At 72.7% G+C, this 11,338-nt stretch carries 13 protein-coding genes; 4 read left to right on the top strand and 9 right to left on the bottom strand.

Annotated elements, in window-relative coordinates; translation table 11 throughout:
* Window position 1: 1 nt before the first annotated feature.
* The 3 genes from SOY78_RS02010 to SOY78_RS02000 all read right to left on the bottom strand — a co-directional run bounded on the left by SOY78_RS02010 (window position 2) and on the right by SOY78_RS02000 (window position 1,789).
* Entirely contained in the window at window positions 2–1,078 is a 1,077-nt protein-coding gene (locus tag SOY78_RS02010) for a polyprenyl synthetase family protein (RefSeq protein WP_010079993.1), read from the bottom strand.
* Between the two features lie 161 nt (window positions 1,079–1,239).
* On the bottom strand, window positions 1,240–1,473 hold the full coding sequence (locus SOY78_RS02005; RefSeq protein WP_324701700.1) for a hypothetical protein: 234 nt from the start codon (window positions 1,471–1,473) through the stop codon (window positions 1,240–1,242).
* Window positions 1,474–1,543: 70 nt separating this feature from the next.
* Window positions 1,544–1,789, bottom strand: a complete 246-nt coding sequence (locus SOY78_RS02000; RefSeq protein ID WP_324701699.1) for a hypothetical protein — start codon at window positions 1,787–1,789, stop codon at window positions 1,544–1,546.
* A gap of 146 nt (window positions 1,790–1,935) precedes the next feature.
* Here SOY78_RS02000 and idi point away from each other — a divergent pair, with 146 nt between their 5' ends.
* On the top strand, window positions 1,936–2,565 hold the full coding sequence (gene idi / locus SOY78_RS01995) for an isopentenyl-diphosphate Delta-isomerase (protein ID WP_324701698.1): 630 nt from the start codon (window positions 1,936–1,938) through the stop codon (window positions 2,563–2,565).
* A 30-nt stretch (window positions 2,566–2,595) separates the two neighbouring features.
* Here idi and trxA read toward each other — a convergent pair whose 3' ends face one another.
* From trxA to SOY78_RS01980, 3 genes are all read right to left on the bottom strand, one after another.
* Window positions 2,596–3,036 (bottom strand): thioredoxin, encoded by a 441-nt coding sequence (trxA, locus tag SOY78_RS01990; RefSeq protein ID WP_095695070.1) that lies wholly within the window; start codon window positions 3,034–3,036, stop codon window positions 2,596–2,598.
* A 199-nt stretch (window positions 3,037–3,235) separates the two neighbouring features.
* Window positions 3,236–4,243 carry an IS481 family transposase gene (locus tag SOY78_RS01985; RefSeq protein WP_324701697.1) on the bottom strand — a complete coding sequence of 336 codons (1,008 nt, stop codon included), beginning with the start codon at window positions 4,241–4,243 and terminating at the stop codon, window positions 3,236–3,238.
* Between the two features lie 40 nt (window positions 4,244–4,283).
* Window positions 4,284–5,627 carry an IS256-like element ISMlu11 family transposase gene (locus tag SOY78_RS01980; RefSeq protein ID WP_042752856.1) on the bottom strand — a complete coding sequence of 448 codons (1,344 nt, stop codon included), beginning with the start codon at window positions 5,625–5,627 and terminating at the stop codon, window positions 4,284–4,286.
* 134 nt (window positions 5,628–5,761) lie between these two features.
* On the opposite strand from SOY78_RS01980, the gene aroQ reads away from it, so the two are divergent.
* Window positions 5,762–6,214 carry a type II 3-dehydroquinate dehydratase gene (aroQ, locus tag SOY78_RS01975; protein ID WP_036384308.1) on the top strand — a complete coding sequence of 151 codons (453 nt, stop codon included), beginning with the start codon at window positions 5,762–5,764 and terminating at the stop codon, window positions 6,212–6,214.
* A 96-nt stretch (window positions 6,215–6,310) separates the two neighbouring features.
* Window positions 6,311–6,793, top strand: a complete 483-nt coding sequence (locus tag SOY78_RS01970; protein ID WP_036384307.1) for a pyridoxamine 5'-phosphate oxidase family protein — start codon at window positions 6,311–6,313, stop codon at window positions 6,791–6,793.
* A 72-nt stretch (window positions 6,794–6,865) separates the two neighbouring features.
* Here the strand turns inward: SOY78_RS01970 and rlmN are convergent, their stop codons facing one another.
* Window positions 6,866–8,263, bottom strand: coding sequence for a 23S rRNA (adenine(2503)-C(2))-methyltransferase RlmN (gene rlmN / locus SOY78_RS01965; RefSeq protein WP_036384305.1), 1,398 nt, complete (start codon window positions 8,261–8,263; stop codon window positions 6,866–6,868).
* Complete coding sequence (locus SOY78_RS01960; RefSeq protein ID WP_324701696.1) at window positions 8,256–9,128, bottom strand: oxygenase MpaB family protein; 873 nt, start codon at window positions 9,126–9,128, stop codon at window positions 8,256–8,258. The genes rlmN and SOY78_RS01960 overlap by 8 nt, the downstream gene beginning before the upstream one ends.
* A gap of 345 nt (window positions 9,129–9,473) precedes the next feature.
* Between SOY78_RS01960 and SOY78_RS01955 the strand changes: the two genes are divergently transcribed.
* Window positions 9,474–9,746 carry a three-helix bundle dimerization domain-containing protein gene (locus SOY78_RS01955; RefSeq protein WP_223247481.1) on the top strand — a complete coding sequence of 91 codons (273 nt, stop codon included), beginning with the start codon at window positions 9,474–9,476 and terminating at the stop codon, window positions 9,744–9,746.
* 338 nt (window positions 9,747–10,084) lie between these two features.
* Here SOY78_RS01955 and SOY78_RS01950 read toward each other — a convergent pair whose 3' ends face one another.
* On the bottom strand, window positions 10,085–11,329 hold the full coding sequence (locus SOY78_RS01950) for an isochorismate synthase (RefSeq protein WP_324701695.1): 1,245 nt from the start codon (window positions 11,327–11,329) through the stop codon (window positions 10,085–10,087).
* Between the last annotated feature and the right edge of the window lie 9 nt (window positions 11,330–11,338).

Here is an 11,338-nt window from a genome sequence, read left to right as displayed (position 1 = left end):
CTCAGGACCTCCGGGTCAGCACGGCGTGGCAGGCGTCGGCGAACTCCGCCCGGACCGTCTCGTCCAGGGGCAGGGCCGCGATGCGCTCGCGGGCGCGGACGGTGAGCTCGGCGGCGACGTCGAGGGCGTGCTCCCGGGCACCGGCCGCCTCGAGGGCGCGGCGGGCGGCCTCGATGTCCGCGGGGGTGGCCGGGCCCGCGTCGAGCAGGGCGCGGACGGCGGGGATGCGGCGGCCGTGGGCGGTGAGCACGGTGGCCTTGCCCTCGCGCAGGTCGCCGTCGGCGGACTTGCCGGTCTCCCCGGGATCGCCGAACACGCCGAGGACGTCGTCGATCACCTGGTAGGCGGCGCCGAGGTCGGCGCCGGCCTCGCCCATCGCCCGGGCGAGGTCGGGATCCGCCCCGGCCAGGAGGGCGCCGGCGCGCAGGGGCGCGCCGACCGTGTAGTGCGCCGTCTTGAGCCGTTGCATGGCGAGGATGCGGTCGGGATCGGGCTCCTCACCGGTGTGGCGGGACAGCCCCAGGAGCACGTCCTCGAGCTCGCCGGCCGCAGTCACGGCGGCGGCGTCGAAGACGACGGCGGCGGCCTCGGCGGCCCGGGCGGTGTCGGCGGCACAGGTGGCGGCGAGCCGGAACGCCTGGGTGAGCAGGACGTCCCCCGCGATGAGGGCGACGGCGACCCCGGCGTGGGCGGCGTCCGCGGCGGGCACCCCGCGGGCCTCGAGGCGGTGCCGGGCGGAGGCGTGCACGGCGGGTTGGCCGCGCCGCAGCACGTCCCGATCGATGACGTCGTCGTGGACGAGCAGCGCGGTGTGCAGCAGTTCGAAGGCGGCCCCGAGTCGGTCGACGGCAGCGCGGCCGGACGGAGGGACCGGGTCGGCGGTCGCCAGGCGCCAGCCGAGCTCGACGAGACGGGGGCGGATGAGCTTGCCGGCGCCCACATGGACGTGGAGCGAGTCGAGCAGCTCGGCGAAGGCGGCGGATCCGGGTGCCTGGGCCGCGGCATGTCGGAGCGCGGCGTCCAGCTCGGCGGTCACCCCGGAGAGCGCGGCCTCGCCGCCCGTCCTCGCTTCACCCATGGCGCCTCCTCGGTGGCGGACACGACGCGGCACCGACCGCCGCATCTGTTCGACCGTCTAACTTCTGGACGCAGAAGACACTACGGGCCGCGCCGGTCCCGCGTCCATCCGCGGCGGTCCCGAGCGGCGCGATCTCACGACGCACGGGGCCGCCGGCGGGATCAGGCGTCGGCGGACGCCGTCTCCAGGGTGATCTCCGGGTCCACGATCTGACCCTCCCACTCACCGGAGACCCCGTACACGACGCAGTGCTTCTCGTCGGTGCCGTAGTTGCCCAGCTCGGAGGAGGTCAGGACGGCCCCGTTCAGCTGGTCCTCCTTCTCCTCGCTCAGGCGCTGGGCCTGGGCGGTGCAGGTCTGGGCGGCGGCCGGGTCGGCCTCCTCACCCTCGGCCACGGCCGGCACGGCCCAGAGGTACTCCGCGGTGTGGGCGCCCTCGCAGTCGATGGTCTCGAAGGAGGACAGGTCACGGGCGCCGAGCGGGGCGGTGAAGCACGTGCCAGGCCTCGTAGTCGGCCGGGGCCGCAGACAGCGACGACGCCGAGGCGGACGACGACTCCGCACCCTGCGCGGACGCGGAGGCGGGCGCCGTCGTCGAGGCGGACGCGTCGGCGTCGGACGAGTCCTGACCGCCGCACGCGGTGAGGGCCAGCAGCGCGGCGGCGGACAGGCCGGCAAGACGGGCGGAACGGGACAGGGCGGCGAAGGCCATGGGGGTGCTCTCCTCGAGTGACGTGGGACGCGCCGGGGTGTGGCGCCGACCTCAGCACTCTAGCCACGCCCGGCCGTCGGGGTCGGGCGGAGGTGACGTGGCCCACATCCGGTGGGCGGCCCGGCTCGCCTGCCACACTGAGAGGCATGCAGACCCCGGCCACGCCCTCCCCGCACGACCGCCCCTCCCCCGTCGCACGGCCGTGGATGGCGGCCTCGGACGTCCCGGTCGCAGGCCCCGACGACGTCGAGCGCGTGGTCCTGCTGTCCCCGGAGGGCGAGGCCGTGGGCACGGAGGCCAAGGCCACGGTCCACCGCCGCACCGAGGACGGCGGCACGCCCCTGCACCTGGCCTTCTCCTGTCACGTGTACGACGAGGCCGGCCGGTTCCTGCTCACCCGCCGGGCGCTGGGCAAGGCGGCGTTCCCCGGGGTGTGGACCAACGGGTTCTGCGGACACCCCGGCCCCGGCGAGTCCCCCGCGGAGGCCGTGCTGCGCCGCGCCCCGCAGGAGCTGGGCGTGGAGGTGTCCGACGTCGTCGAGGTGCTCCCCGACTTCCGCTACCGGGCCGCAGACGCCTCCGGCATGGAGGAGCACGAGATCTGCCCGGTGTTCCGGGCCCGGATGCACGGCGACCCCGCCCCGGAGCGGGACGAGGTCGCGGAGTGGTGCTGGGTGGAGCAGGCCGATCTGGCCGCCGCCCTGGCCGCCGTCCCCCGGGCGTTCAGCCCGTGGCTCGTGGAGCAGTGGCGGCAGGGGGCGTTCGACCCGCGGTGAGCGGGCGGAGCGGCGACGCCGTGCGGGCCGTCAGCGGCCGTTGACGTCGTCGAGGTGGGCGGCGGTGGACTGCACGGCCTCGTCCTGCGCCGGCTCGGCGTCGTCCTGCTGGCCCTGCTGCTCCTCGGCCAGGCGGCGGACCTCCGCGATGTCGAGGCCCTTGACCTGGTCGAGCAGCTGCTCGAGCGCGGTGCCCGGCAGGGCGCCGGCCTGGGAGAACACGAGCACGCCGCCGCGGAAGGCCATGAGCGTGGGGATGGAGGTGATGCCGGCCATCGCCGCCAGCTGCTGCTGGTCCTCCGTGTCGACCTTGGCGAACACGACGTCCTCGTGCTTCTCCGAGGCGGCCTCGAACACGGGGGCGAACTGGCGGCACGGGCCGCACCAGCCGGCCCAGAAGTCCACGAGCACGGTGTCGTTCTCGGCGACGGTGGAGCCGAACTCCTCGAGGGTCAGGTCCTTGGTGGCCACGGTGGGTCCTTTCGTCAGCGGGGCCGACGCGTTCACGCCGGCGGTCGTCCTGCCGACCACAACGGACACCCCGCCGCACCTATTCCGCCCCACCCCGCTTTCGTTCGGGAAACGGCGGCGTGTCCCGGCACTTTCGTTCGGGAAACGGGCGCCTTCCACGCACTGTCGTGGCCGAGACGGGAGCCGTCGTCGCCGCTTCCTAGATGTAGGAGGGCATGACGTTGTTGACTCGGGCCGGGGCCAACGAGGCCGGAGGGGCGTCCCCGCAGGAGGTATGAGGCCGATGGTAGTTGTAGTGGTTCACCCACAGCGCCAGGGCCTCACGCCGAGCCTGCTCTGAGGTGTAGGGGCGGGCGTAGAGGACCTCATCGACCATCAGCCGGTTGTACCTCTCCACCTTCCCGTTATGGCGCGGGGTGTAGGGCCGGATCCGGTGATGCCGGCCCCCGAGCGAGACCACCTTGGCGGTGAAGTCCACGGCCCGGTAGTTGTTCCCGTTGTCCGTGACCACCCGGTCCACGGTGATGCCGTGGGCGGCGAAGAACGCCCTCGCCCGGCAGAAGAACCCGATCGTGGTCACCGCCTTCTCATCCTCCAACGCTTCGGTGTACGCCAGGCGGGTGTACCCGTCGATCGCCGAGTGCAGGTAGGTGTAGCCGACCCGCCGGCCAGGCCCGCGCTTGGAAGCACGGCCTGCTTCACTTTCACGTCCGTGGGTGCGCCAGCCGCCCCCGTCTGGGATCTTCCCGATCTTCTTCACATCCAGGTGCACCATGTGCCCCGGCCCTCTCGCGGTGATCTTCTGGGGTCGTTGGCGCAGGTCTTCTCCGGCCGGGGTCAGGTCCCGTAGGCGGGAGATCCCGGCCCGGTGCAGCCACCGTCCCACGGTACGAAGACACACCCGGTGGCCCTCGGAGACGAGGTGGTGATGGATCCGGCGGGCCGACCACTTCTCCCTGCGACGCAGGGTCTGGATCTGAGCCACCACCTCGGGATCGAGCTGGGCAGGTGAACGGTGCGGCCGGCTGGGCAGGTCCTGAAGGCCGGCTTCTCCCTGGGCGCGGTAGCGGGCCACCCAGGTGGCCACCGTGGGCCGGCTCACCCGGAACTCGGCGGCGACATGGGCTTGCGGGATGCCGTCGTGCAGGTGGCGGTGGACCATCCTGAGACGGCCGGTGGGAGTCAGGGGTGCATTAGCGTGAGTCATGAGTGGGGGGCGTGTCAACTTGTCTGTGTAAGCGGGGTGGTCACAGGTAGGGGTTGATCCGGTCGGGGTAGGCCGCGGCGAGCTGGGCGAGGGCCTGCTTCCAGTTCGTGACGGCCTGACCTTCGACGAGCCGGCCCTGGGCTTTGCGCTGGCCGGCGGGTTTGCCCCGGTCCCGAGCGCGTTCGGCGGCGCGTTTGTCTTCGATGTTGCAGATCGCCAGCCAGAGCAGCTTCACCGCCGCCTCGGTCGAGGGGAAGTGGCCGCGGTTCTTGGTCACCTTCCGTAGCTGGAAGTTCAGCGACTCGATGCTGTTGGTCGTGTAGATGACCTTGCGGAGCATGGGTGGGAACTGCAGGAACGGGATGAACCGCTCCCAGGAGTTCGCCCAGGTCGCGGCTGCAGACGGGTACTTCGTGCCGAGCTCGGAGGCCTCGAACTCGGCCAGCGCCTTCCTCGCGGTCTCTTCGTTGGGGGCGGTGTAGATCGGCTTCAGCGCGGCGGCGACCTTCTTGCGGTCCTGGTAGGCCACGAACCGCATCGCGGCCCGGATCAGGTGAACCACGCAGGTCTGGACCATCGAGTCCGGCCACGTCGCCTCGATCGCCTCCGGCAGGCCCTTGAGCCCGTCGCAGCACACGATCAGCACGTCCTGCACGCCCCGGTTGGCGAGATCGGCGCAGACGTGGGCCCAGAACGCCGAGCCCTCGGTGTCCTGGACCCAGATCCCCAGCACGTGCTTGATGCCCTCGAGGTCCACGCCGACGGCGATGTAGGCGGCACGGTTGAGGACCTGGCTGTTCTCTCGGATCTTGATCCGGATTGCGTCGAGATAGATCACCGGATAGAACTCCTCCAGCGGCCGCGACTGCCACGCCAGGACCTCTTCGCTCACGGCGTCGGTGATGTTGGAGATCGTCTCGTGCGACAGGTCCGTGCCGATCGTGGAGGCCAGGTGGTGCTGGATGTCCCGGATCGTCATTCCGCCGGCATAGAGGCTGATGATCATGTCATCCAGGCCCCCGAGGCGCCGCTGGCCCTTGGGCACCAGGCGCGGGGTGAACGACCCGCCCCGGTCTCGCGGGACGTCCAGCTCGATCGGCCCGACCTCGGACTCCACGGTCTTCGGGGTGGTCCCGTTGCGGGAGTTGGCGTGCTTCGGCGCCTCGCTCGAGCCCTTCTCGTAGCCCAGATGGCTGGTCAGCTCGGCCTGCAGGCCCCGCTCGAGCGCGGCCTTGACCAGCGCGGGCACGAACCCGCCGTCACCGGTGAGCTCGACGCCGCCCGCGTCGATCTGCGCGAATAGGGAATCAAGCTGCCCTGAGGCTTTCAGCTGCTCGACCAGGTCCTGGCCCGAGGGCTCGCCTGGGTTCTTCTCGTCGATCATGGTCATGATTCTTACCGTTCCTCTCGGTACGGCTTACACAGACCATCTGACACGCCCGGAGAGGCCCGCTCGTCTCATCTCAGCCCGTACCCCGTGGCAAGAACCTCATGACCCACAACACCTAGACTGGCCCCATGACCGGCGCCCCCATCCTGCCCCTGCTCGTGCTCAACGGCCCCAACCTGAACCTGCTGGGCACCCGCGAGCCCGAGGTCTACGGCACGGCCACCCTCGACGACGTCCGTGCGCTCACCGAGGCCCGCGCGGCCGAGCACGGGCTGACCGTGGACTTCCGACAGTCCAACCACGAGGGCGAGCTCATCGACTGGATCCAGGAGGCCCGCACCTCCCACGCGGGCGTCCTCATCAACCCCGCCGCGTACTCGCACACCTCCATCGCCATCCGGGACGCCCTCGCCGCCGTCGACCGGCCGATCGCCGAGGTGCACATCTCCAACGTCCACCGGCGCGAGGCGTTCCGGCACCACTCGCACGTCTCCGCCGTCGCCGACGTCGTGATCGCCGGGGCGGGCGTCCAGGGCTACGCCCTCGCCGTCGACTGGCTCGCCACGACTGTGCGCCGCTGAGCGCTGGTCAGGGCCCGCCTGGCCGTGTCTAGGGTCGGTGCTACGAGCCGGTGGCCGCATCAGGGCGCCGGCACCCGACGACGAAGGAGTCACGCTATGGGCACCCAGGATCCCCGCGCCCGTCTGCTCGAGAAGCTCGCGAAGGTGAACGTCTGCATGCTGACCACCGCTGAGCAGGACGGCACGCTCGTCACCCGCCCGATGGGCCTGCAGCAGGCCGAGGACGGTGGCACGCTCTGGTTCCTCACGCGCGCCACCTCCGACGTCGCCGCGGACGCTCCGCAGCGCCCGGTCAACGTCGCCGTGCAGGACAAGGACTTCTGGGCTTCCCTCGCGGGCCACGGTCAGCTCGTCCGCGACGACGCGCGCAAGAAGGAGTTCTGGAACCCGGCCACCGAGGCGTTCTTCGGTGAGGGCTCGAGCCCCGAGGATCCGCAGATCGTGCTCGTGCGCGTGGATGTGCAGACCGCCCAGTTCTGGGAGTCCCCGGGCGCGGTGGCCACCGCCGTCGAGCTGGTGAAGGCCAAGGTCACCGGCGGCGAGGCCCACCCGGGCGACAGCGAGACCGTCCGCTTCTGACGGCGCCTCCCGACGCCGGCCTCGCGGCTCATCCGCGGGGCCGGTGAGCGCCGCGCGCGGGGCCTCGGGACGTCAGTCCACGTCCTCGGCCGCCAGCTGGCCGCACGCGCCGTCGATCTCCTTGCCACGGGTGTCACGCAGGGTGGTGGGGATGCCGGCGGCGTTGAGCCGGTCCACGAACTCGCGCGTCACGTCCTTCTCCGAGGCGGTCCAGATGGAGCCCGGCGTCGGGTTCAGCGGGATCGGGTTCACGTGCACCCAGCCCTTGCCCCGGGCGTTGAGCTTCTTGGCCAGCAGGTCGGCGCGCCACGCGTGGTCGTTCATGTCCTTGATGAGCGCGTACTCGATGGACACCCGGCGCCCGGTGGCCACGAAGTAGTCGTACGCGGCGTCGATCGCCTCGTCCGCCTTCCAGCGCGAGTTCACGGGGATCAGCTCGTCGCGCAGCTCGTCGTCCGGCGCGTGCAGGGACAGGGCGAACGTCAGCGGCACCCCCTCCTCGGCCAGCTTCCGGATGGCCGGCACCAGGCCCACAGTGGACAGCGTGATGTTCCGCGCGGACATGCCCAGGCCCTCGGGCGAGGGGTCCACCATGCGGTGCACGGCGGCCATCACGCGCTTGTAGTTAGCCAGGGGCTCACCCATGCCCATGAACACGACGTTGGTGACGCGGTCGGCGTCGTGCCCGCCGTCCTTGCGCTTGCCGCCCAGTCCGCCCTGGGCGATCACCTGGTTGGCCAGCACGATCTGCTCCACGATCTCCGCCGTGGACATGTTGCGGGTCAGCCCGGCCTGGCCCGTGGCGCAGAACGGGCAGTTCATCCCGCAGCCGGCCTGGCTGGACACGCACAGCGTCACGCGGCCGGGGTACCGCATGAGCACGGACTCCACGAGCGCGCCGTCGAACAGCCGCCACAGGAACTTGACGGTGTCCCCGCGGTCGGTCTCCATGCGCCGGACCTCGGTGAGCAGCGGCGGGAAGAACGCCTCCGCGATCGCCTCCCGCTTGTCCTTGGGCAGGTCCGTCATCTGCTCCGGATCGGTGGTGTAGTGCTCGAAGTAGTGCACCGAGAGCTGCTTGGCGCGGAACGCCGGCAGCCCGATCTCCTTGGCCTTCTCCTGCCGCTCCTTCAGCGTGAGGTCGGCCAGGTGCGTGGGCGGCTGGGAGACGCGCGGCTGCTTGAACTGCAGCTGCGGTCGGCCGTCCGGGCCCATCGGCTGGGTCCAGCCCTCGGTCTTCGGCATCACCTGGGGGCGCTCGGCGGTGGCGGCCTCGCGGCGCTTGGGCGCGGAGAGCTGGTGGCCGACGCCGGCGCGGCGCATGCGCTCTCGGTCCTCGGCGAGCTGGCGCGCCTCGGACTCGTCGATCAGGCCGCGCTCGGGGCGGCCGAGGGCCGGCTTGCCCGCGCGGTCCCTCTGGCGGTTCGGGGTGGGCTTCGATCCGGGGCGGCGGGGCTGGTAGTCAGACATCGGCACCATTCTCCCAGACGGGGCGGACTTCGCGGCGGGTCGCCTCCACGTCGACGGCGCCGCGCGGCTTTCGCGTCCGGGGCAGCCCCCGCAGGACCCAGCGGACGACGACGCCGCGCACCGTCGCCGGCAGCGGCCGGTACACGGTGCGCGCCAGCCCCCAGAGGCGTGCCTCCCGGACGGAGTCCCGCCCGCTCCAGGACCAGCCGAGGCCGGCGCGCACGCGCCCCGGGAGGAGACCGGCGGTGACGAACCGGGCCAGGGGCAGGGCGGCTCGCAGCGGCGCGGGGACGCCCTGGCCGGAGAACAGGTCGGCGGCGACCCGCCGCGCGTCGTCCGTGACCTCGAGCCGGGCCACCCGGTTGTCCCAGTAGTCCGCGAACGCCGCGCGGTCGACCGGCCAGGCGGAGGCGGGGACCTTGAGGCTCGTGGCGAGCGGAGCGTACCCGCGGTAGAGGCGGTCGGCGTCCTCGGCGTCGAGGGCGCCCCACATCCGGCGGCGCACCTGCTCCCCCATCGCGTAGAGGGTGGCGGCCACCCAGAGCTGGGCGTCCGGGTCGGCGGCGCCGTAGGGCTGGCCTCCGGCGTCGACCCCGCGGACCGGGCGGTGCGCCGCCCGCACCCGGTCGACGACCGCGTCGCGCAACGGCGCGGCCTCGGGGAGGGTGACCGCGTAGATGTAGGCGAGCGTGTGGCGGAGCCGGCGCATCGGGTCCTCGGTGAACCGGGAGTGGACGGCGACGCCGGCCCCCACCGGCCGGTGCGCCACCTGGAGCAGGATCGCCGCACCGGCGCCGGCGAGGATCACGGCCTCGCGGGCGAGGGCGGCCGCGGAGGTCGGGGCGGAGTGGCGGTCGGGGCGCATGGTCCCAGCCTCGCACCGGACCGGGCGGAGGGGCAGGGAGCCAAGATGAACGGTGCCGTTCACCTTCTGTTCATCTTGCTGTTCGCCTGCCGCTCGTGGCACCTCGATCCGAAAACCGCATGATTGCGCTGATTTTGCGCCATCCAGGCATGTGTGGCGGAGTGCCTCAGGTCACGTTGGTGAACACGGAGTTGCACTCTGGGAGGAAATCTGTAAACTTGTTCACAAGCAGTTCACCTAGCGTTTACGGAACGCGAGGTCGGGACTCCACCGAACTCATCACCCGCGGCCCCGCCGCGACGATCCGCCGGACTCGTGGTCCGGCAACCGAAGGAGGTGCTCACCGTGAGCATCAACACGACCAGCCACCACCTGCCCACCGCCCCGAGCCCCCTCATGCAGCGCCACGTGCTCCAGCGCGTCGAGGAGACCCTCCTCCGCCGCTTCGAGGGCACCGTCACCGCCGAGACCGTCCGCTCGGTCGTCCGCGAGGTCGTCGCCGACCTCAAGCGCGGCGCCCGCATCACCACCTTCCTGCCGGCCCTCGCCGAGCGCGAGGCCACCCGCCGCCTCCAGGCCACGACGCCGGCCCACGAGGCCATGGCCGTCGCCGCCTGATCCCCCACACCGACGCGAAGACCCGTCGGCCCGCCCCGCGAGGGGCCGTGGCCGGCGGGTCTTCTCGCGTCCCAGACGCTTTCGTTCGGGAAACGGCGGGCCCCAGGACGCTTTCGTTCTGGAAACGGCGGGCCCCAGGACGCTTTCGTTCGGGAAACGGCGTTACTGCTCCTTGCTGATGAGGCCATCCGGCACCTCCGCTCCTGGGCGCCGTTCCATCGCCGCCCACGCGAATCCGGCGTGCGGCGCCGTTTCCCGAACGAAAGCACCGCGACACGCCGGCATTTCCCGAACGAAAGCGCGGGTGGCGGGGCCGGCACGGCGCGGCACGGGAGGCCTCAGTCCTCGGCGACGCCCAGCGCTCGGCGCATCGGCAGGAACTTGGCCCGGATCTCCGTGACCTCCTCCTCGGGCACCGCTCCCGGGACCATCCCGCCCCCGGCCTGCAGCCGCACCCCGCCGGGCACCTGCTGGCCGCAGCGCAGTGCCAGGGCGATCTCGCCGTCGCCGTCCTGATCCAGCCACCCGACCGGCCCGGCGTAGCGGCCGCGGTCCACGGGCTCGACCTCCGCGATCACCCGCACCGCGTCCGGCGTGGGGGTCCCGCCGACGGCCGCCGTCGGATGCAGCGCGGCCACCACGTCCAGCACGGTCCCCCGCCCATCCCGCAGCCGGCCGCGCACGGACGTGGCCAGGTGGTGCACGTTCGGCAGGGTCAGGACGGTGGGCGCGGGGTTGTCATCGGCGAGGTCGACGACGGGCGCCAGCGCGTCCAGCACCGACCGCGCGGCCCAGCGATGCTCCTCCGCCAGCCGCGGATCAGAGGCCAGCCGCTCCCGCAGCGCGGCGTCCTCCTCCTCGTCCGCGCCGCGCGGCATGGACCCCGCCAGCACCCGCGAGCCCACGAGCCCCGCGTGCCGCGTGGCGAGGACCTCGGGCGTGGCGCCCAGCAGCCCGCCGACGGCGAACACCCAGGTCTGCGGGTACTCGCGGCGCAGCTCCCCGATCGCCCGCCACAGGTCGGCGTCGTCCGCGGGGACGGTCATCGTGCGGCTGATCACGACCTTCGCCAGCTCCCCGCCCGAGTCGGCCATCCGCGTCAGCAGCTCGCGCACCCCGGCCGCGTAGCCGGCGTCGTCCCAGGCACGGTCGGCGACGCCGGCGGGCAGGGCCACCGCACCGTCGGCCAGCAGCCGGGCTCCGCGGTCCGCGGCGACGGCGGCTGCGAGCGCGTTCGCGTCCACGTGCTGGGCCACGTCCCGCACGCCGGACGGCGTGGCGCGGCGCAGATCCGCGGGGATGCGCAGGACCGCGGGCTCGGGCGAGTCATCGGAGAAGGTCGAGGAGATCCAGCCCCGCAGCGGGGCCCTCGGGTCCGGTCGCCCGGCGACGGCGGCCTGCCACAGCGCGGAGAGCCGGCGGAGCCGGTCGGTGCCGTCCAGGAGCACGGTCCAGCCGCCCTCGCCCCGCCACGCGTCGTCCCCGTGCGCCCACAGCACCGCCCGGGCGAACGGGGGGACGGCGGCCTCGGGGGTCCCGGTCGCGGGGGTGCCGAGGTCCGGGAGCAGGGAGCGGACAGACATGGCCCCCAT

The organism is Micrococcus sp. HOU01 (assembly GCF_035609305.1).
Classification (GTDB): Bacteria; Actinomycetota; Actinomycetes; order Actinomycetales; family Micrococcaceae; genus Micrococcus; species Micrococcus luteus.
This window is presented reverse-complemented; position numbering and strand designations above follow the sequence as displayed.

Excerpts from the sequence above, each read along its gene's own strand:
- SOY78_RS01950 (WP_324701695.1), bottom strand. The coding sequence starts at position 11,329 with ATGTCTGTCCGCTCCCTGCTCCCGGACCTCGGCACCCCCGCGACCGGG.
- SOY78_RS02000 (WP_324701699.1), bottom strand. The coding sequence starts at position 1,789 with ATGGCCTTCGCCGCCCTGTCCCGTTCCGCCCGTCTTGCCGGCCTGTCC.
- SOY78_RS01980 (WP_042752856.1), bottom strand. The coding sequence starts at position 5,627 with ATGATCGACGAGAAGAACCCAGGCGAGCCCTCGGGCCAGGACCTGGTC.
- SOY78_RS01985 (WP_324701697.1), bottom strand. The coding sequence starts at position 4,243 with ATGACTCACGCTAATGCACCCCTGACTCCCACCGGCCGTCTCAGGATG.
- idi (WP_324701698.1), top strand. The coding sequence starts at position 1,936 with ATGCAGACCCCGGCCACGCCCTCCCCGCACGACCGCCCCTCCCCCGTC.
- SOY78_RS02010 (WP_010079993.1), bottom strand. The coding sequence starts at position 1,078 with ATGGGTGAAGCGAGGACGGGCGGCGAGGCCGCGCTCTCCGGGGTGACC.
- rlmN (WP_036384305.1), bottom strand. The coding sequence starts at position 8,263 with ATGTCTGACTACCAGCCCCGCCGCCCCGGATCGAAGCCCACCCCGAAC.
- aroQ (WP_036384308.1), top strand. The coding sequence starts at position 5,762 with ATGACCGGCGCCCCCATCCTGCCCCTGCTCGTGCTCAACGGCCCCAAC.
- SOY78_RS01970 (WP_036384307.1), top strand. The coding sequence starts at position 6,311 with ATGGGCACCCAGGATCCCCGCGCCCGTCTGCTCGAGAAGCTCGCGAAG.
- SOY78_RS01960 (WP_324701696.1), bottom strand. The coding sequence starts at position 9,128 with ATGCGCCCCGACCGCCACTCCGCCCCGACCTCCGCGGCCGCCCTCGCC.